This is a genomic window from Endozoicomonas sp. ALD068 (genome assembly GCF_049310145.1).
GTDB lineage: Bacteria > Pseudomonadota > Gammaproteobacteria > Pseudomonadales > Endozoicomonadaceae > Endozoicomonas_A.
Genome location: NZ_JBLYNU010000004.1, coordinates 5,771,624 through 5,792,604 on the forward strand (window position 1 = coordinate 5,771,624; position 20,981 = coordinate 5,792,604).

Below are 20,981 nucleotides of genomic sequence, written 5' to 3' on the forward strand. Positions count from 1 at the left end.
GGATTTTGCTCATTTTTGCATATTTATGCCTTCTCACAGCCTCTATGCTGCCTTTTTAGCCTCTTTCAAATCTTCAAGACGGATTGACCTCGTGGAAGCCGCTTTTACAAATTTTTTGATATTATGCGCAGTGCATACCAGTGAAAATTCCGCTGAAACTTTTTCTTTGCCGCGGAGACTGAACCCTCGGAAACCAGATTCTTTTATCTGTCCAAATGGTGGCTCCGCAATAACTTTACGACGCTCATATATGGCTTTCGCACCGGCTGTCTCCATTTTCTTATTCATAGCCTGACGTGCTTTTTCAAACTTATCGGTACGGATAACCCTGCCAGCCTCTTTCTTTGAATCACTGCAATTCCGACGATAAGGGCATTCCCTGCATACCGTCTTGTTTGCCCGGTAGCTTTTTCTTTTGCTTTTGCTGGCCGGGTTCGTTACCAGCTTTTCCCCTGCCGGACAGATAAATACATCAGCTTCGGAATCATACGCAAAATCCGCTTTGACAAACTTCCTGTCAGAGCTTTCAAGGTCGTCAGCGGCAGGCTTCTCCGCCTTGTCGGTTGCGATATAGGCATCAATCTCATGTCGCTCGACTGTATGTAAGTTTGACCCTGAGAAGTAACCATTATCCATACTCCACTTATCTACAGCCGCGCCATCAGTGGCTCCTGATAATGCCCTCAGCGCCGGCTCCACTTCCTGTACATCGTTGGCGTGTTGGCTGACATGCTGGCCAACAATGATCTGGTTATCGGAATCAACTGTAATTTGAGCATTGTAGCTGTACTCACAATACCCCTTCTTGCTCATCACGCGGGCATCGTGATCTGCAAAACTGATCTGCTTTTTGTCGTCTATTGGTTTGTCTGGATTTAAAGCTTTTTCACGTTCTTCAAGTGCTTTCTTGGCCTCTTTGATTTTTTTCAGGCGCTCTTCTTTAAACTGGAGGTCTTCAGGAATGCTGTAACCATTGGTTGCTTTGTAGGCGTCATCTTCTTCCTGATCACACTGACTGGCTTTTTTGATCAGCTCATCCACTTCGGCACTGAGTTCTGCCTCTTTCGCTTTGAGCCTCCCGTAGCTCATGGCCTTGTGTTTTGAGCTGTTGGCTTTGAACTTGGAGCCGTCCAGGCTGATATGACCCAGTGATGCCATTTTGAGTTCAATGGCCAGTTTGACTGACTGTTTGAAGCAGTCATGGAAAAACGACAGATTATCCTTACGAAAGTCACCAAGAACCCTGAAATTCGGGCAGTTCATTTGTGAGATATACATGAACGCCAAGTCTTGTCGACACCGTCGCTCAATCTCACGGGAACTGAAAACACCATGGCTGTATGCGTAGATCAGAATAGCGACAATGAGCTTTGGAGGGTATGCGTGCTGACCAAGGTGGTGATATTTTTTTTCGACTTCAGACGTATTAATGTTCTGAAAAATGCTTTCATAAATAAAACAATCATGATCTTTGGGAAGCAAATCGAAAACGTTGGTTGGGAACAGCAGATGCTGATCAAACTCAACAGGACTGTCCTTAAACTTTGGTGGTGGTGACATTTGGCATAATCAGAGTTGGTTTAAGGCTTATCATAACAGATAAGCCTATTCTCGGTCAGGCTCCTAGGGGCTTGACCGAGAATAGACTGCCCTACGCGGCAACTGCTCCTGCGTTGCTCTAGCTCCTGAATCCATGCAGTCGTGCGGCGGCAGCAAATTGGTCTGAAAATCCGCTTTTGCTCCTCAAATAGCTCGCTATTCTCCTCAAAAAACCGAATTTTCATCCTCAATTTTTTGCCGTCCTCGCTACGGGCGCTATTCTCGGTCGGCCTCCTAGTCTATTGAAATACATTTGTCGTTCATTTCTTTAAGCCCGGGAAACCATTGAATAAAAAGTCCGCAGCTGTTTTGCATTAGTGGGCTCTTTCTTGTCTGATGCAACCTTTGGTTTTTTGAGAGAAAATGAGGCTTGTTTTCTTGATCTATCACTTTCTTGATCTACCTTTCATGCCAACAAATTCGAGTGCATTGTTACGACAATGAAGCAACTGTCTGTTGCAGCACTGCTGCTGATGCTCTTGTCGTTGTCTGTTATCTGCCAGGCCGAACTGTTGGCAACTCGTTTTATTGTCGAGTATACACAGACATCTCGGAGCTTTTCTCTTAAGCATGTCTTGAACTCGTTGCCGGGCACCCCATCGGACGTTGCTGACACAAACGGCTTCGCAGAGTCGATTTTTCTGCCTGATGACAAACCACCGAGATTTATCGGTTACGGAGTAAAAACGACCTTTATTGAATCCATTTCATGGCAATTGCTTTACGCCACAAATCTGTTGGTTGCTTACGGACTGATTCTAATCACCAATGACGCCACTCCGGGCGGCAAACCTTATTCATGGATACCAGTAGAGGCGTTTTTAGCTGTCGGCTGGCTTTTGAAAAGCTATTGGAACCCCGATTCATTGCTGTTTAACCCGATGAAACAACAGGTGGCAAGTCAGAACGACCCGTTTGCGATCACCATTATGATGCTCCCCGGGCGGGGTCAACAACAAAATGGTCAACAACAAAGCCGGTCATCATCCTCATCCGGTCAGCAGGTATCAGGGTCAACCACACATGCTACGGGCTTTTTCAACCCATCGTCTTCTGATTCTGGCGGCGGTAGTGGAGGCTCTGAACAACAACGGCATACCTTGGGTTTAAATTGTTACGTCGATTCCTGTCATGGCGTTTGTAAACTCTCACAATCATCTGATAACTCAGCAGAAGGGCCGCTGATTTCTGTAGTGAATTCTTTAGAGAATTCGACCGCCCATATGGAAGCCACACCCGGACAGGTCTCATCCCCGGATATCACTAGTCGATCCTTCACATCGCCACTGGTTTATTTCGATAGAAACACATTTATTCCAGTTACTGATGCCCCCCCAGATGAGCTCTATAATCAATTCTTTGTTGATTTCTCTGACATTCACCGCATTGATATCAACCTGACAAATGGTTGTATGAGTCCGAGGTCGCTATTATGGGTATCTCCAAGGCATCCATGAAGTCTGTCCGCAATGGCAAGGGCTTTGATGCAGGTCTGATCTACTGTCATTGTCCCCGGATTTTAGTTTCGTGCCTTCTGTCCTCTCGTCTATCCTCACTGCTCCTATCCCCGGAAAATAAAGGATAGAACCATTAACAGCTTACTCTCGCACGTATTGGTCTTTTTGCCTTTCGTCTGCCCGGCTGAGCCGCAGACTCATCGTTTTATCGTTGAGGTTGATCAAAATGAGGCTTCGACAAGCCAGAGTTTTTCTATAAAAACTGAGCCGGACCTATTAACTGCAATGCCAATGACTGATTGGAAGCTGATGCAAAACGAAGTATCACACACGATCAGCACAAACGAATGGTCAGGCATGCTGTCCGATGACCAACCCTCCAGGCGAAACAAACTTCAGATCATCACTTTGATGTACGGAACGGGCGGCGGTAACTATTCCCGGGTAACAGAGTCAGAGGTTCACGGTCAGTCATTCAATAGACATAGAGAAAAATCACATTATTTATACGACAGCGACAATAATGATGAAAATTCGGGTCGGCCCACTGACTCACGACATAGCTTTGACAAGAATTGCCATGAACAGCCCTGTTGTAATCAACAGGGAGTCTGTATCTTCGCTCCTTCCGCAAGTACCCTGTGTCGTTCAATCTCAGATGACTCTTTCGCTTACACAACAGATGTCTATTGGCAAGCAGGCGATCAGGAATCTGGCTCGGTAAGCCATCCTGCTGAAGCACCGACAGTTGTCTCAGAAGCTGACAGCACAACCGGTGGGTCATTAAAATTAAATCCACCTCCTGCGGAAAAACAGAAAAAGGCAGTCATCAAAAAATACCGATGTCATCACCCCGGCTGTAAAAAATTATTTAGCTCTCAAGCCTCATTGCACACTCACAAAAGTCAGTATCATTGCGGAGAGCGGACCTGCCTTGAGTGCCAGAAGTCCTTGCCAAACGCTCAAGCCCTGGCGGTTCACAAAAGAAAAGATCACACCGGAGAGCAAACCTGCTCTGAGTGCAAGACGACCCTGCCAAACGCTCAAGCCCTGTTGCTTCACAAAAGAAGAGACCACACCGGAGAGCAAACCTGTCCTGATTGCCAGAAGCTCATGCCAAACGCTCAAGTCCTGTCGACTCACAAAAGTCTATATCACACCGGAGAGCGAATCTGCCCTGAGTGCCTGAAGACCCTTCCAAACACTCAAGCCCTGTCGGTTCACAAAAGAAAAGATCACACCGAAAAGCAAACCTGCCCTGAGTGCCAGAGGACCCTGGCAAACGCTCATGCCCTGTCGGCTCACAAAAGTCAATATCACACCGGAAAGCGAACCTGCCCTGAGTGCCAGAAGACCTTGGCAAACGCTCATTCCCTGTCGGCTCACAAAAGTCAATATCACACAGGAAAGCGAACCTGCCCTGAGTGCCAGACTACGCTGCCAAACGTGAAAGCCCTGGCGGCTCATAGAAGAAAGGATCACACCGGAGAGCGAACCTGCCCTGAGTGCCAGACTACGCTGCCAAACGTGAAAGCCCTGGCGGCTCATAGAAGAAAGGATCACACCGCAGAGCAAACCTGCTCTGAGTGCCATAAGTCCCTGCCAAACAGTCAAGCCCTGTCGAATCACAGAAGGCAACACCGGAAACGAAAACTTGATGATGCAAAGTCAAGTGATTGATTTCTGATTGTCATTTCGCGCTGCAAGCTTTTTTTTGACCGAAAAGATGCCTGTTTTCTTGATCAATCACTCTCCCAGCTTCCAATCTGAAAAAAAGAAAGACAAAAACAAAGCACGAAACAGATGTAAGGATAAAGTTTTGAAAAACACACTCTCTATGGCACTGCTGTTTTCGTTGTCTGTCCTCTGTCAGGCTGCAACATTGAAAAGAAGTTTTGTTGTCGAATTTGAACAGGGTGGAGATTCTCCAATCCGGAGATTTGCCATAAAGCCTGAGCAGCTTATATTGTCAGGCAATCCGTCATACATCTCAGACACATACGCCTGTCGGGGACCGGCTTTGCCGCCTGATGACAAACCACAAAGAATTGGCGGTTACCGAACCTGCCCCGGTTCTGGTGATGAGGATGATTTTAAGGCAAATTAAAATCGGTCGGGACATAACGACCAAAAGTAGACAGGGCAGCAGCAACATCGAAAAATACGCTTATTTCCTTGAACTACCGATTTCTTGATCTATCTTTCCTCTTAAAAAATAAGAACTGAATATTATAAGCTACAGACTGGAATGTAATGAAAAACTCTCTGTCTGCGGCACTGCTGTTGCTGCTTTATTCGTTATCTGTCATCTGTCAGGCCAAACCGTTGACAAAGAGTTTTGTTGTGGTGCTTGAACGGAATTCAGGTTCTCCAGACGGGAACTTTCCTACAAAGCTTGGCCAGCATGGACTAGCGGGCAACCCGTCATACACTGCCCAGACAAATAGCCATTCTGGTTCAAATAGGCTACTTGATGACGAACCACACAGACTTGGCGGTGATGGGTCAAAAACGACCCTTAGTGAGTCGATTTCATGGCAGCTGTTTTACGCCACTCATCTGCTGGTTGCTTATGAACTGATCCTGACCAATAACATTCCTTCAGGCGCCAAACCTTGTTTAAGGATACCAGTAGATGCGTTTGTCGCTGTCGGCTGGCTCCTGAAAGGCTATTGGAACGCCAATTCAGCGCTGTTCAACACAATGGATCAACTGGGTGCGGCTTCTATGATGTTACAGGAGGATGACCCATATGCGACCATCACAATGACGTACCTCGAACATGGTCAACAAAAAAACCAGCAACGAAATCAGCCAACAGTATTATCAACTGATCAGCAGGCCCCCGGGGCAAACAGCCAAATTAAAGGTTCTTTCAACAGCCCTCAGCATTCCGGCTCCGGTGGCGGTAACGAAGGCTCTGAACAAAGCCGACATACGTTGAGTTTAAATTGTTTCGTCGATTCTTGTATTGGTGTTTGTAAACTTCGATCACCACTCCGAAACAGAGAGTCAGCTGAACGCTCGCTGAATTTCCCAGATAGTTCGGTATGCGACACTCTTCATGCTGATCCAGCCGATTTTCACTGTGAACAGCCCCGCAATCGAGAGAACTCTACATCGACTGATCCTGGCACATTGAATGAACCCCCCGTTTATATCATTTCTGAGTTTGGTACATTACTTGACCCTCCTGTATATATCATTTCTGATTTTGGCACATCGATTGATCGCTCTGTTTACCTCCCTGATGATGTCGACAGAGAGATGGATCCTTCTATTTATCTCCCTGATGATGCCGACACATTGATGGATACTTCCAATTATCTTCCCGATGATTTTGAGATACTGGTTGACCTCTCTGTCGATCCTCCTGATGATTTTCCTGTCACTCAAAGCATTTATCTCAACTCAACAAATAGCCAGTCACTTATAAACTCAATGAATGCAGTTGCAGCCTCTATAAAAAATAATGAAAGGGAAGATATCTCTGACAAATAATGTTCATCGAGAATGGCCAGCAGCAGAAATGCCGTGATAACTTCAACTGATGCTGACGGGGCACGTCTTGCCAGGCACTTAACCCCTGTCGAGACAGTGGCTAACGCGGATGCTCAGAGGTTGCCACGCGGGGTAACCGAAAACGCCACCCTATTGACCAAGAGCAGAATGATTTTTTCGCTCCACCATAGGTCAAGTAGTCAACCATACGAAATCATATTTTCTGACTCATTGTTCAGGCACTCGCGGCAACTGCTCCTGCGTTGCTCTAGCTCCTGCATCCATGCAGTCGTGATGCGTTGCAACTCTGGTCACATAGCTTGCTATGTTCCCGTCGTTGCGCCTTGCAGAGCACCTGCCCAATAAGCCAGAAATATTCGATTCCGTATGGCTGAGTACTTATATACGATGTACCTTTCATCCGGTGTAATTTTTGGTTTTTGACAGAAAACATACTTATTTTCTTGATCTATCACTTTCCCGATCTATCTTTCTCTTCTACAAAATAGAATGCACGAATGGAATGATGAAAAACTCACTCTTTGCGGCATTGTTTATACTGCCAGCGTCGCTATCTATCACCTGTCAGGCCGAACCGTTGACAAGACGTTTTGTTGTCAGGCTTCAGCAGGATGCAGGCTCTCCAAATCAGAACTTTTCTATAAAGTGTGACTTGCATACAGAGTCGTGTAAATCGTCAGGAATTGCCGAAACAAATAGCTATGCAGTGTCAGATTCACCCTATGATCGTAAAACACAGAACAGATGTAAGAATAAGGTTTTGAAAACACCAATTTCTGCGGCATTCCTGTCCGCGCTGTTGCTGTTGTCCATAGTCTGTCAGGCTAAAACACTGACAAGACGCTGTGTTGTCGAGCTTCAACAGGATGCAGGTTCTCTAATTGGTAACTTTTTCATAAAACGTGACCTTAATACGCTGTCGTTTACTCCGTCAGACATTGTTGGCACAAACGGCTATTCAGGATCAATTTTTCGGCCTGATAACAAACCGCACAGACTTGGCAGTTACGGACTAAAAACGTCTTTTATTGAGTCGATTTCGTGGCAATTGATTTACGGCACGAATTTGCTGGTAGCATACGAACTGGTTCTGAGTACCCGTGCCGCTGCCATGAGCACAAAACCTTATTCATGGACACCTGTAGAAGCGTTGGTCGTTGTTGGTTGGCTTTTGAAAAGCTATTGGAACTCCGATTCACCGCTGTCTGACCCGATAGAACAGCTAAAGGCAAGTCAGGATGACCCGTTTGCGATTAGCGCTATGATGCTACCCGGACAAAACCAACAACAAAATGGCCAACAAGACCAGCCATCGGCAGTGTCCGGTCAGCAGGCCTCAGGGGCAACCACCACCCAACTCACAGGCTTTCTCACCAGCCCTCTGTCTTCTGACTCTGGCGATGGTAACGGAGATCCTGAACAACACCAGAAGCATACTTTCGGTTTAAATTGTTACGTCGATTCCTGTCACGGTGTTTGTGGACTCAGATCATCATTCCGGAGCAGAGAGCCAGCTGAAGTGCTGCTGAATTGCGAAGAAAGTTCTTCAGGACACACAGGAGCAACACCCGGACAAAGCTCACACCCTCGCTCGGAAATCCAAAATAATGCACATATCCAAAATAATTTTCGCGGCCAAATTAACCAGCAAGAACACGGACCAGCTAGTCCCACTTTATACCAGACAGATTCAAGGGCACCCGATATAACTCGTAGCAGGAGAATCGAATGTGACGTGATAATGGTCGCAGAGGATGGTCAACGGCAGAGATGCGGGAAGGTCTTCAGGACTGTTCAGGGGCGGTCGCTTCATGTAAGAAGATCCCACTGCGTGCCAAAATTCTGTTACGCGCTAATCATCCTCAATGATGGCAGGCGGCGGCCATGCGAGATGTCCTTCAGGAATCAAGAAATGCTGTCGCGTCACAGAACACAATGCCACATTGAGCCAGCATTTTGTGACCTGATAGTGGTCGGGGAGGATAGCGAGCAGAGAGTATGCGGGAAGGTCTACAGGAATATCGCGGAGCAGCAGGGTCACAGCTTGTTGAACCACGAAGGTGAATGGGATATTAGATGGTCGCATCCCGGAAGAAGGGACCACATTATTGGGTCACACTTCTGTGACATGGCAGGGCTCGTGGACGATGGCGAGGGGAGACAGGTTTGGCAACTATGCGGAAGGATCTTCATTACTCTTGATGAGCTCTATTGTCACAGAAGTGGATATCACCAGAATTGATGTCATGCTGGGTAGAATTATTAAACATGCTTCAATTTCACCTACCTTTCTATTTTTAACCGAACAGCAGTAGACGTCATATACACTCTGGTCAGGGATAGCTTGTATTCTGGTATCTTATTAACGGCAAACTTTCACCTGCTGCAACCTTTGGTTTTTGACAGAAAAACAGGTTTATTTTCTTGATTTAACACTTTCTCTATCTATCTTTTCTACAAGTCATATGCGGGGATGGAATGATGAAAAAATCACTCTGTGTGGCGCAGCTGTTGCTGATTGCTTCGCTATCTGCAATCTGTCAGGGTGGAACGTTGAAAAGACGATTTGTTGTGGACTTTCAAAAGGATAATGCAGATTCTTCAGTCCAGAATATTTCTATAAAGAATGGCTCTTATACACTGTCGTGCAATCAGTCAGACATTGCTAACAACAGCGGCCGTGCAGAGTCATCTGCTCTGCCTGATGACAAACAGCGCGGACTTGGCGGTTATGGGTTAATGACCTTTATTGAGTCCGTTTCGTGGCAATGGATATACATTAGCAATCTGCTGGTTTTGTATGAACTGGTCGTTATCAACAATGCCGCTTTTAGCCACAGATATAAACTATTGCTAACTTGGGAAGCGTTTATGGCTGTCTCCTGGTTTGCTAAGAACTATAGGAATCCTGATTCACCGCAGATGGGTCAACCGGAGGCGGGTCAGGATGAACCATTTGCGAACACCAGCATGATGCTCCGCAGAAATGGCCAACAGCAAGGCCAGCAACAAAGCGACCAATAGTCAGCAGGCCTCAGGGGCAAACACCTCCCAGACTCTGTCACCGGCTCCCTGACTTCTGACTCTGGTGGTGGTAGCGGGGATCCTGAACAACACGAGCAGTAAACTTTGCTTTTAAATTGTTTCGCCGATTCCTGCCAGTGCAGGTTTGGGGAAGAGGTTTGGGGACATCCAATCAGCGACATGAATTATGTTGTTTTATCGAATGAGCATAAAACCCCGTACTTCCAGAGGCTGTCAATGGAGTTAAGTATGAGCTTATTTTTCATCTCAAGCACTGGTGACTTTGGCAGATATTTGAAGGTATTGGGAAAATATGAACTGTGTCACTAGCGGAATCGACAGAATGAAACTGGTTCTAAGCTCTGAGGATTGTTGGGGAAGTACAAAGCTTGTAGTCATTGGTTTGCTCTGTTTGACACTCTCCACCTTGACGGTTGCCGATACAATGTCGAATGGAATCTTTCAGTTAATCAACCAACGGTTGAATTATATGCAGGATGTCGCCTTATCCAAGGCCAAAAGCCACAGTGCGATTGAAGACTTGGCCAGAGAAAAGCAGGTGCTTGAGAAAGCATTGGTCGATGCGCAGCAGGCAGGTTTACAACCGGACTCTATTGTTGGTTTCTTTCAGGCACAGATGGATGCTGCCAAGGCGATTCAATATCGCTATAGGGCTGACTGGTTATCTACCCATCCTGAAAATAGTGAATATCGGGATTTAGCTTCTGAGGTCAGGCCAAAGCTTTTGGAGCTTGGTGATGAAATTGTGGTTAGAATCAGCGAATACCTGAAAGGTGGAGGGTCTTTTGATAATAATCTGCAGAAAGACTTTGTCAGAACGGTGAATACAAAGCATTTATCTGAAAACGATAAAAAGAAGATGTTTGAAAGTCTTCAGAGGATACGTTTGATCAAGAGCTAGTGCAGTGCGTTGAAACCTGTAGTGCATATCATCTCCAAACCAGTCATCAGTCCGCTTGGTTCGATGCTCAAAAAGCATACTCCTGGCTGCACAAGGCGAAATAGTCTCATCGTTGAAACAGTGGTTGGAATGACATCCATAATAGGCTGACAGGGGCTTTTGTTTAGTGTTAGTTAGGTCGGCCTCCTGGCGTCCTTATAAACAGGGCTGTCATCAGATGAAACCGCACTTGATTTCGCTGGCAGTTACGCTATAGTTCCCGTAGCAATACCCCTCCCGCTTCCCGTAAGATCAGCGCACCGTGAGGGGTTACTCGTTTCTGGGGATCAATAAATCCAATAAGTTATCGGTCATTGAAGGGTACTATGAGTTCCTCCGGAAAGAAGCCAGCCCACAAGCGCCCTTATCTCAAGCCTCCTATTACCTTTGCAAAGCAAGTACAGAAGCTTCAGAAACGAAACCTGGAGGTGCCTGACACTGCAAAGGCTGAATTTTACCTTGGGCAGATTAATTATTATCGTTTTACCGCTTACTGTTTGCCCTTTGAGTCTGAAAACACGTTTATTTTCTTGATCTGACACTTACCCGTTCTATCTTTCATGTCTATAAATCGTATGCACAAATAGAATGATGAAAAACTCACTCTATGTGGCACTTCTGTTACTACTTGCTTCATTATCTGTCATCTGTCACGGCGAAATGTTGAAAAGACGATTTGTTGTCGAGTTTCAGCGGGGTGGTGCAAGTTCTCCAATCCAGAATTTTAGTATAAAGAGCGACTCTAACACACTGTCGTGCAACCAGTCAGACATTGCCGAAAAACCACAGGTAATTGGCGGTTGCGGGCTAAAAACGACCCTTATTGAATCTCTTTCCTGGCAATGGGTTTACGCTATCAGTCCGCTGGTTGCTGACGAGTTCCTGATCACTAATACAGCTCCTCAATTCAGAGCTAATCTATGGTTAAGCGTTGGAAGCTTTATCGCTGTCGGCTGGATTATTAAAAGCTATTGGAGCCCCGATTCACCGTTGTTTAAACCGATGGGGCAACTGGAGGCAAGTCAGGATGACTCATTAGCGAACACTGCCATGATGCTCTCCGGAAATGGTCAACAGCAAGGCCAACAACAAAGCCAGCAACAAAGCGAGCAATCAGAATCTTCCAGTGGGCAGGCCTCAGCATACAGCGCCCAAATTCAAGGCTCTGTCACCGGCTCCCTGTCTTCTGACTCTGGTGGCGGCAACGAAGACCCTGAACAACACCAGCAGCATACTTTGGGTTTAAATTGCTTCGTCGATTCCTGTCATGGCGCTTGTATATTCAGACCGTCACCCGAGAACAGTGAGCCAGCTGAATTGCCACTGAATGTTGAGGAAAGTTCGACAGGACAAACAGGAACAACACCAGAGCAAAGCCCATATCCTTGCCCGGAATTCCCAAATAACGTTGAGTCCCAAAATAATTCTCACGAGCCAATGAACCAACAAGACCCCATTCCGGTTAACCCAACTGTAAGCCCGGCAAATGCAGGAGCTGCCAATACAGCCCGTGACAGGGGATACGAATGTGACGTGATACTGGTGCAGGGTGGCGACCAGCGACCATGCGGGGAGATCCTCAGGAGTGCCAGAAGGCTGTCGTGTCACAAAATCAGATTCCACACCGGACTAGGTGCAGGGACAGCCAATGCAAATCGTCTCAAAACAGTTGTCTGTGACAGACCAGTGATTTTGAGGAATGGCAGGCGAATGCCATGCGGTTCGCACTTAAGGAATAAAAAATTGCTGTCGAGTCACAAAATGAGATACCACGTTGAGCCAGCATTCTGTGACCTGATAGTGTGCGGGGAGGATGGTGATCAGCGATTATGCGGGACGGTCTTCAGAGATAGTGTACAGCAGCAGAGTCACAGCCAGTTATATCACGAAGGTGAATGGGATATCAGATGGTCGCATCCCGGAAGAAGTGACCATATTATCGGGTCACATTTTTGTGATCTGGCTGCTTTAGTGGATGATGACGCGGGGGGATTGCTGCAACAACTATGCGGAGCGATCTTCAATACTACTGAAGAGCTGCTTCTTCACAGGAGAACATTCCACCAGAAGCAATACCCGTCTGAATGAAATAATCGAAGGGTTTGAAAACGTTCCAATCTCACATATCTTTTGATTTTTAACCGAACGACGGTAGACGTCATTTATAATCAGGTCACGGATGAATTGTATTCCGGCATTTTCTTCCCGGCAAATTTTACCTGATGCAAGCTTTGATTTTTGACAAAAAACCGTTTTTTTTGATTTGTCACTTTTTCGATCTATTTTTTTCTTAACAAATTAGAATGTAGAGATGGAACAATGAAAAACTCGCTCTTTGCGACACTGCTGGCGATAATACCCGTCTTCTGCCAAGCCGAACTGTTGACAAGGCGTTTTGTTGTCGAATTTCAACAGGATGCAGACTCTTTAACCCAAAGCTTTTCTATAAAGAGTGATCTCAATGCGCAGCCACGCATTTCGTCAGACATCGCTGACACAAATGGCTATCCAGGTTCAGATTTTCTATCTGTTGATAAACGACATGGACTTAGCGGTTATGGGTTAAAGACAGCCTTTATCAGGTCCATTCCATGGCAATGGCTTTACGCCACAAATCTACTGGTTGCTCACGAACTGATCCTTACCATCCACGACGCCGCTCTGGGCGCCAAGCCAATTTCATGGTTGCCTTTAGAAGCGTTTGTCCTTGTTGGTTTGCTATTGAAAAGCTATTGGAGCCCCGGTTCACTTCGGTTTGATCCGTTGGAAAAGCCAGAGGCAGCCTCTTTGATGAAGCAGGGGGATGAGCCTTTTTCAATCACCAGGATGATGCTTCCCGGAAATAACCAGCAACAAAACGGCCAACGAAACCAGCAGTCATCATCATCCGGTCAGCAAGCCTCAGGAACCACCTCCACCCAACTTTCCGGTTATTCCAGTAGTCATCTGTCTTCTGGCTCTGGTGGCGGTAACGAAGGCCCTGAACAACGCCAGCATACTCTGGGTTTAGATTGTTACTTCGATTCCTGTCAGGGTGTTTGTAAACTCCGATCATCAACTGATAGCAAGGAGTCCGCCGAAGGGCCGCTGAATGCTGGTGTTTTACCAGCCCAATTCTCCAGTCAAAGCACTGATATCAGGCAGACAATCAGCCATGATAGGACGGGCGTGGCTATTTTATCCATAAACTCAGAAAGGAGCATTGTTAGTGGCATGAGGAGAGAGTTAATAGACTTAGTTGGCTCTATGCTTTGGAAGAATCGACTTGTGTGTGCAGTGGGAACATCCGGTAGGACCAGAGGTCAACTTCAGTTGGAAGTAATGGCTGATTACGATTGCACCCAGGAAGAAAGGCAAGAGTTAAGCACCTATGTGGAGCGTTTCCTGCGAGAAAATGTTCCGGAGCGGTTACGCAATGAATTTAAAGTCATAATCAAATATGAGGGACCTGTGGAACCTTTGTAGGCAGTTTTCTATCTATCTTTCTTGTCCAAAACCCTATACGCGACTGGAATGATGAAAAACATACTCTTGCCGACGCTGCTAGCGATAATATCTGTCTTTTGCCAAGCCGAACTGTTGACAATGCCTTTTGTTGTCGAATTTCAACAGGATGCAGGCTCTTCAACCCAGAGTTTTTCTATAAAGAGTGATCTCAATACACAGCCGCACATCTCGTCAGACATAGCTGACACAAATGGCGATCCAGATTCAGATTTTCTACCTGTTAATAAACGACATAGACTTAGCGGTAATGGATTAAAGACGGCCTTTATCAAGTCCATTTCATGGCAATGGCTTTACGCCACGAATCTGCTGGTTGCTTACGAACTGGTTCATGGCGCTGCTCTGGGCGCCAAGTCAATATCATGGCTACCTTCAGAAGCTTTTGTCCTTGTTGGTTGGCTTTTGAAAAGCTATTGGAACCCCGACTCACTGCTGTTTAATCCACTGGAAAAACCGGGGGTGGCCTCTATGATGTCGCAGGGGGATGAGCCTTTTACAATCACCAGGATGATGCTCCCCGGAAATAACCAACAACAAAACGGCCAACGAAACCAGCAGCCATCATCATCCGGTCAACAAGCCTCAGGAACCTCCTCCAACCAACCTGGCAGTTATTCTAGCAGTCCTCTGTCTTCTGGTTCTGGTGGCGGTAACGAGGGCTCTGAGCAACACCAGCATACTTTGGGTTTAGATTGTTATGTGGATTCCTGTAATGGCGTTTGTAAACTCCGATCATCAACCGATAGCAAAGAGTCCGCCGAAGGGCCTCTGAATACTGGTGTTTTTCCGGATCAATTGTCCACTCAACTCACTGATATCAACCAGACAATCGGCCCTGACAGCGTGACTGTTTCATCCATAAACTCAGAAACGGTATGCACCACGCTCAATCAAGGGGGCGATGCAAATGCCCGGCGCCACAGTGGATCATTGCTGCATAATGCAGTATCGAGAGGTCACAGTAATACTGTCCAATTTCTTTTGGCTGGTGGTGCTGACCCCGATGCCCCGGACCACGAAGGCCACTGTCCGCTATGGTTTGCGATAAGGGATGGACATGCTGAAATCGTTGAACTACTGCTTCATAGCGGTGCCAGTCTGTACCATTCCGGTTACTTTGACCGTACGCTACTGTTGTGCTGGGCGATACGCAGTGGTCCGCAAATGACAGCCACCCTTCTGGCCAACGGCGTGGAACCAAATGATCCCAATGGCTTTCTCTTTCCATTGTCTCTTGCGGTAAGCTCACGTGATCTGAAGGTGATCAAGCTCCTGCTGGCCAATGGTGCCAATCCAAATGTTCGTGATTCTGAGGGCGTTAAAGTTATCCATCAAGATCTGCAAGATAGGCTAGTTTATGGGTATGGGGATGAGTATGGGTATGGGTATGGGTATGGGTATTGTTATTATTCAGAAGGAGTAGAAATCGTCACCATTTTGCTGGCCGGGCACTTTGTTCCATTTGACCAGCTATGGGTTCCCCCGAATGTCAGTAATAAGCACAATAAGCCCGATTTGAGCTTACTCCATCTGGCTGAGAAGAACGGGCATATCAAAGTTGCTAACATCCTGAAGAATTATACACCTGTACCTTATCAACCGGCGTCGCTACAGTGTTGGGCCCGTGCCTCTATCCGCAAGCGGCTGGTGCAGAACCGGGCTAATTTTTGGCAGACCCTGTGCGCCGATTCCAATTGCCTGCAGCTGCCCAAGCACCTGAGAGCTTTTGTTTACCGACCGCTGTCCTTCTAGCAAAAACGTCATAAACCCTTGCCCAAACGAGGGTGGGGATATAAGAGCGGACAATACAGGTCGCGGTAAAAGGCTTTGTGATTTCCCAGTGTGGACTGAAACTCAAAACACGCATCCAATCTCACATATCTTTCGATTTTTAACCGAACGACAGTGGACGACAATTAGACTCGGGTCGGGGATGGTTTGTGTTCTGGCATCTTCTTCCTGAAAAATTTTTACCTCATGCAACCTTTGGTTTTTGACAAAAAACGCTTTTTTGATTTGTCACTTTCTCTATCTATCTTTCTTGTCTGTATACCATATGCACGAGTGCAATGATGAAAAACTCACTCTATGTGGCCATGCTTTTACTGCTTGCCTCATTATCTGTTATCTGTCAGCCCTACCCGTTGACAGAAAGTTTTGTTGTCGAGTTTCAAAAGGATGATGCAGGTTCTTCAATCCAGACTTTTTCTATAAAGCATGACCTCGCTACTCTGTCACGCAACTCGTCAGATATTGCCGACACAAAAGGCTATGCAGAGCCCGATTTATCGCCTCATGATGAACCACATGGACTGAACGTTTACAGGTTAAAAGCCATCCTTATTGAGTCCATTTCATGGCAATTGATTTACGCCACTCATCTGCTGGTGGCTTACGAATGGGTTCTGACCAGCAATGCCCCCCCTTTGAGTGGCAAACCTTATCCATGGCTATTTGTAGAAACGTTTTTAGCTGTCGGCTGGCTTTTGAAAAACTATTGGAAGCCCGATTCATCGCTGTCTGATCTGATAGATCAGCTGAAGGCAAGTCAGGATGACCCGCTTGCAACCATTAATATGATGGTACTTCCTGTCCATGAAAACGGCCAACAAAGTCGGCCATCAGAGTCACCCGGTCAGGAAACCTCAGGGGCAAGCAGTACCGGACTCTCAGGCTCTCTCACCCGGCTCCTGTCTTCTGACTCTGGCGGCGGTAACGAAAATCCTGAACAACACCAGCAGCATACCCTGGCTTTAAATTGTTACGCTGATTCCTGCAATGGCGTTTGTATATTCCGACTATCATCTGATAGCAGAGAGTCAGCTGAAGGACCGCTGAATTCCGAAAAAAGTACGACAGGAGATACAGGCTCAACACCCGGACAAAGTTCCTGTCCCCGCCCGGAAATCTCTTGCAACGTTCAGATCCACAATGATTTCGACGGGCAAATTTACCAGCAAGAGCCCATTCCGGTTAACCCAAATTTACGCCTGATAAATGCAGGGGCAGCCAATAGAATTCGTAACAGGAGAAACGAATGTCATGCGATAGTGATCGGGCTGGATGGAGAGCAGCGGCCATGCGGGATGATCCTCAGGAGTGTCAGAATGTTGTGGCTTCACAGAAGTAAACACCACGCCAAGCCACATTTCTGTGACGTGAGAGTGGCTGGGGAGGACGGCGGACGGCGGCTTTGTGGGAAGATCTTCGGGAATACTGCAGAGCTGCTCCGTCATAAATTAAGGCATGCAATAATGCAGAATAGAAGACTTCATGGAAGGCTTAATAGAAGGCGTTGAGAGTACAAGCCCGGAACGCGCCATGATCTCACATAACTTTCGTTTTTTTAACAGGACAGAGGAGTTTTTGTCTACCGTGAACAGGGGGATATCCTGCCCTCTTCTTGTCGGCGAATTCTTATCCGGTGAGACCTTTGGCCTTTGAAATAATGCTTTTTTTCTTGCTCTATCAATTTTTTGATCTAAGTTTCCCGTTTAGAAAAATGCACAAAACAGATGTAAGGATTAAGTTTTGAAAAAAACACTCTCTTCGTCATTGCTGTTGTTGCTGATGTCAGTGACTGTTATCTGTCAAGCCGAATCATTGAAAAGACATTTTATTGTCGAGTTTCAACAAAATGAAGGTGTTCCAAAAGGGAGCTTTTCTATAAAGCGTGATATTAATTCATTGTCGTGCAATCCGTCATACCTTGCTGACATAAATTATGACGCAGAATCAATTTTTGCGCCTGATGGCAAGCTTGGCAGTGTTGGCGGCTATGGCGCAACAAAGTCCCTTGTTGAATCGATCTCGTGGGAGTTGATTTATGCCACTCATCTGCTGGTTGCTTACAAACTGGTTCTTACCACCAGCGACAACCCTATGAGTAAAAAAGCCAATTCATGGATACCTGTAGAAGCATTTGCCGCTGTCGGCCTGCTTTTGAAAAGCTATTGGAACCCCGATTCGCTGCTGTTTAACCCGATGGATCATCGGGAGGCGACCTCTATGATGACACAGGGGGATGACCCATTTGTGATCACCACTATGATGCACCCCGGAAATGGCCAGCAACAAAGCCAACCACAAAATGAGCAAACCAGTTCATCCGGTCAGCAAGCCTCAGGGACAACAACTGGCACCGGGATTTCAGGCTCTATCACCAGCTCACTGACATCGGGCTCGGGCGATGGTGGCGAAAGCCCTGAACAACCCCAACATACTTATGGTTTAAGTTGTTACGCTGGTTCCTGTCATGGCGTTTGTCAACTCCGATCATCACCCCGTAGAACGGCGAATAATGAACAAAGTTTGTTTAGCCAGGTTGTAGAGGGGCTTCTCACTCCCGTCCTGTATTTGGCTGGCATCTATTTTACCCCCTGCGCAGCGCGGACTGGCCGAACGAAACGTTCAGAGGGCCATAGACAACCCCAACATACTTACGGTTTCAATTGCCACATCGATTCCTGTTATGGTGAGTGTAAATTCCGAGCACCATCCGATGGCTGAGACCCGGCGGATACACTTCGTACCGGGCCAATGTTCTACAAAATCTGTGATGTGTGCGGGGCACCCTGCTTGGATGCTCACGCCCATAGAATTAAACTTCATCGCAAGTGCTGATAATGATGCAGTTACTCAAGCGACATTTTCTTACCCGGTGAGACCTTTGGTTTCCAGAATCGTTCCCATGTTGGGACCCACAGAGCCTAAGAGCGTGAAGACCAGAGTTTTACGACACTGTTTGAGCATTGGAACAAGTGGTTGTTTTTGAAAAAATGCCTGTTTTCTTGATTTATTAATCTCTTGGTCTAACTTTCCTGTTCAGAAAAAGCACAAAACGCATCTAAGGATTAAGTTTGAAAAAAACACTCTCTTCGTCATTGCTCTTATTGCTGGCGTGGCTGGCTGTTACCTGTCACGCCGAATCGTTGAAAACACATTTTATTGTCGAGTTTGAACACGACGGAGGCGTTTCGGAAGGAAGCTTTTTTATACAGCGTGATCTTGATGCGTTGTCGTATAATCCATCATCCGTCGCAGACATAAGTGATGACGCAGGACTAATTTTGCCGCCTGATGACAATTCACACAGAGTTGGCGGTTATGGCGCAACAAAGTCCCTTATTGAATCGATCTCGTGGGAATTAATTTACGTTAGTCATCTGCTGGTTGCTTACAAATTGATTCTGACCACCGGCGACACCCCTCTGAGCGCCAAATCTTATTCATGGGTGCCCGCAGAGGCGTTTGCCGCTCTTGGCTTGCTTTTGAAAAGCTATTGGAACCCCGATTCGCTGCTGTTTAACCCGATGGATCAACTGGACCCGGTATCTATGCTGGCACAGGGGGATCACCCGGTTTTGATCACCACCAAAACAAAACCCGAAAATGGCGAAGGACAAAACGGGCAACAAAACCAACCACAAAGCCAGCCATCTCAATCGCAAGCCTCAGGAACAACTCCCCATCTTACAATTGCTTTGTCCAGCCTCATTTCTTCTGGCTCTGGAGGCGGTAATCAGGGCCCTGAGCAACCCCGGCATACTCTGAGTTTCAATTGTTATGTCGATTCCTGCAATGGCTTTTGCAGACTCCGACAATTCGGTAGCAGTGAATCAGTTGCAGGGTCGCGGAGTTCCGAAAGAAGTTCGACGGGCCACACTAATCGTGACATGGCAGGAACGCGAACCTATCAGCTGGGAGTCGGTAGTTCTATACTTATTGTCATTCCATCAATCGCATTTCGCAACCGACAAAACTCATTAGCAATCGGCCATCTTGCGGCTGGTTTCGACCCCTCGACTACCAGTGAACCTTGGGTTCGTACCGTCATGTCACGTTCAGAGGTCGGCAGGTTCCCATTTGATCGATTTCGGCCATATGGCGTTATGGTAAGCGACGTTCATGGTCATCTTAGGGAGCTTGGGAACCACACTATGGGTTCTAATTGTTCCTTCGATTCCTGCAATGGCTTTTGCAGACTCCGACAATCCGGCGATAGTGGATCAGCTGAAGGGTCGTTGAGATCCGAAGGAAGTTCGGCGGGCCACACTAATCGTGGCATGACGGGAATGCGAAACAATCAACTAGGAGTCGGTGGTTCTTTGCTTATTGTCATTCCATCAATTGCATTTCGCGAACGACAAAACTCAGCAGCAATCGGCCATCTTGTGGCTGGTTTCGACCCCTCGACTACCAGCGAACCTTGGGTTCGTATCTGCATAGGACGTTCAGAAGCTGCCAGGTTCCCACTTGATCGATTTCGGCCATATGGCGTTATGGTAAGCGACGTTCATGGTCATCTTAGGGAGCTTGGGAACCATACTATGAGTTCTAATTGTTTCTTCGATTCCTGCAATGGCTTTTGCAGACTCGGAGAATCCGGTGGATCAACTGAAGTGTCGCTGAGATCCGAAGGAAGTTCGGCGGGCCGAACACAAACCTTTCAGCCACAAGCTGGTGGATCTTCGGTTAGTGTCATGCCATCAAGTGCAAGTGGTGCAGGACAAAACTGGCGACAAAACCAACCATCTCAATTGCAAGCCTCAGGAGCAAGCTTGCATTCTCTGCCTGGTTTCAACCTCACGTCTTGCGGCTTTGGCCGTGGATCTTCGTTTCTTAACGCCCTATTAGCCGTGTCATTATCAATTTCGCGACTTCCGCCAATAAGCGGCGCTCATAATCATTCAACGGAGCTTGCGGGCATCCCGGAAGATTCCAGCGATACCCATGGAGCAGGGTGGGATGTTGATTCCGATATGGATGTCGATCCCTATGAGGAGTAGTCCGCAGTGCTCAATAAACCTGTAACTTGTTCCCGGGCTCCAGAGGTCGTCACAAAGCTCTGGTTCCCACGCTGGGACCCACCGGACCTGGACGTAGGAATGCGTTGCGAGAGTTATGCGATA

14 protein-coding genes are annotated in these 20,981 nt (G+C 46.9%); 13 read left to right on the forward strand and 1 reads right to left on the reverse strand.

The window, feature by feature from the left end; all coding sequences use genetic code 11:
* Nucleotides 1-42 precede the first annotated feature (42 nt).
* Nucleotides 43-1,560 (reverse strand): IS1182 family transposase, encoded by a 1,518-nt coding sequence (locus ACO6V5_RS21425; RefSeq protein ID WP_422132798.1) that lies wholly within the window; start codon nucleotides 1,558-1,560, stop codon nucleotides 43-45.
* A gap of 479 nt (nucleotides 1,561-2,039) precedes the next feature.
* On the opposite strand from ACO6V5_RS21425, the gene ACO6V5_RS21430 reads away from it, so the two are divergent.
* The 13 genes from ACO6V5_RS21430 (at nucleotide 2,040) to ACO6V5_RS21490 (ending at nucleotide 20,858) form a co-directional block, all read left to right on the forward strand.
* Nucleotides 2,040-3,056 (forward strand): hypothetical protein, encoded by a 1,017-nt coding sequence (locus tag ACO6V5_RS21430; protein WP_422413862.1) that lies wholly within the window; start codon nucleotides 2,040-2,042, stop codon nucleotides 3,054-3,056.
* Between the two features lie 291 nt (nucleotides 3,057-3,347).
* Nucleotides 3,348-4,736: a C2H2-type zinc finger protein gene (locus tag ACO6V5_RS21435; RefSeq protein ID WP_422413864.1), complete on the forward strand. Its 1,389-nt coding sequence runs from the start codon at nucleotides 3,348-3,350 to the stop codon at nucleotides 4,734-4,736.
* Nucleotides 4,737-4,875: 139 nt separating this feature from the next.
* Nucleotides 4,876-5,163 carry a hypothetical protein gene (locus tag ACO6V5_RS21440; protein ID WP_422135743.1) on the forward strand — a complete coding sequence of 96 codons (288 nt, stop codon included), beginning with the start codon at nucleotides 4,876-4,878 and terminating at the stop codon, nucleotides 5,161-5,163.
* Between the two features lie 146 nt (nucleotides 5,164-5,309).
* Entirely contained in the window at nucleotides 5,310-6,557 is a 1,248-nt protein-coding gene (locus ACO6V5_RS21445; RefSeq protein WP_422135742.1) for a hypothetical protein, read from the forward strand.
* 781 nt (nucleotides 6,558-7,338) lie between these two features.
* Nucleotides 7,339-8,820, forward strand: a complete 1,482-nt coding sequence (locus ACO6V5_RS21450) for a hypothetical protein (RefSeq protein WP_422135741.1) — start codon at nucleotides 7,339-7,341, stop codon at nucleotides 8,818-8,820.
* A 236-nt stretch (nucleotides 8,821-9,056) separates the two neighbouring features.
* Nucleotides 9,057-9,602 (forward strand): hypothetical protein, encoded by a 546-nt coding sequence (locus tag ACO6V5_RS21455; protein WP_422413560.1) that lies wholly within the window; start codon nucleotides 9,057-9,059, stop codon nucleotides 9,600-9,602.
* A gap of 343 nt (nucleotides 9,603-9,945) precedes the next feature.
* Nucleotides 9,946-10,524, forward strand: coding sequence for a chorismate mutase (locus ACO6V5_RS21460; protein WP_422135739.1), 579 nt, complete (start codon nucleotides 9,946-9,948; stop codon nucleotides 10,522-10,524).
* A gap of 627 nt (nucleotides 10,525-11,151) precedes the next feature.
* Nucleotides 11,152-12,651 carry a hypothetical protein gene (locus ACO6V5_RS21465; RefSeq protein ID WP_422413562.1) on the forward strand — a complete coding sequence of 500 codons (1,500 nt, stop codon included), beginning with the start codon at nucleotides 11,152-11,154 and terminating at the stop codon, nucleotides 12,649-12,651.
* Between the two features lie 231 nt (nucleotides 12,652-12,882).
* Entirely contained in the window at nucleotides 12,883-14,028 is a 1,146-nt protein-coding gene (locus ACO6V5_RS21470) for a hypothetical protein (protein WP_422135737.1), read from the forward strand.
* Nucleotides 14,029-14,148: 120 nt separating this feature from the next.
* Complete coding sequence (locus ACO6V5_RS21475) at nucleotides 14,149-15,822, forward strand: ankyrin repeat domain-containing protein (RefSeq protein ID WP_422413564.1); 1,674 nt, start codon at nucleotides 14,149-14,151, stop codon at nucleotides 15,820-15,822.
* A gap of 317 nt (nucleotides 15,823-16,139) precedes the next feature.
* Nucleotides 16,140-17,369 carry a hypothetical protein gene (locus ACO6V5_RS21480; RefSeq protein WP_422135735.1) on the forward strand — a complete coding sequence of 410 codons (1,230 nt, stop codon included), beginning with the start codon at nucleotides 16,140-16,142 and terminating at the stop codon, nucleotides 17,367-17,369.
* A 232-nt stretch (nucleotides 17,370-17,601) separates the two neighbouring features.
* Nucleotides 17,602-18,579 (forward strand): hypothetical protein, encoded by a 978-nt coding sequence (locus ACO6V5_RS21485; protein WP_422139183.1) that lies wholly within the window; start codon nucleotides 17,602-17,604, stop codon nucleotides 18,577-18,579.
* A gap of 350 nt (nucleotides 18,580-18,929) precedes the next feature.
* The gene (locus ACO6V5_RS21490) at nucleotides 18,930-20,858 is read left to right on the forward strand and encodes a hypothetical protein (RefSeq protein ID WP_422412454.1); all 1,929 of its coding nucleotides are present in this window, start codon (nucleotides 18,930-18,932) and stop codon (nucleotides 20,856-20,858) included.
* The last annotated feature ends 123 nt before the right edge of the window (nucleotides 20,859-20,981 follow it).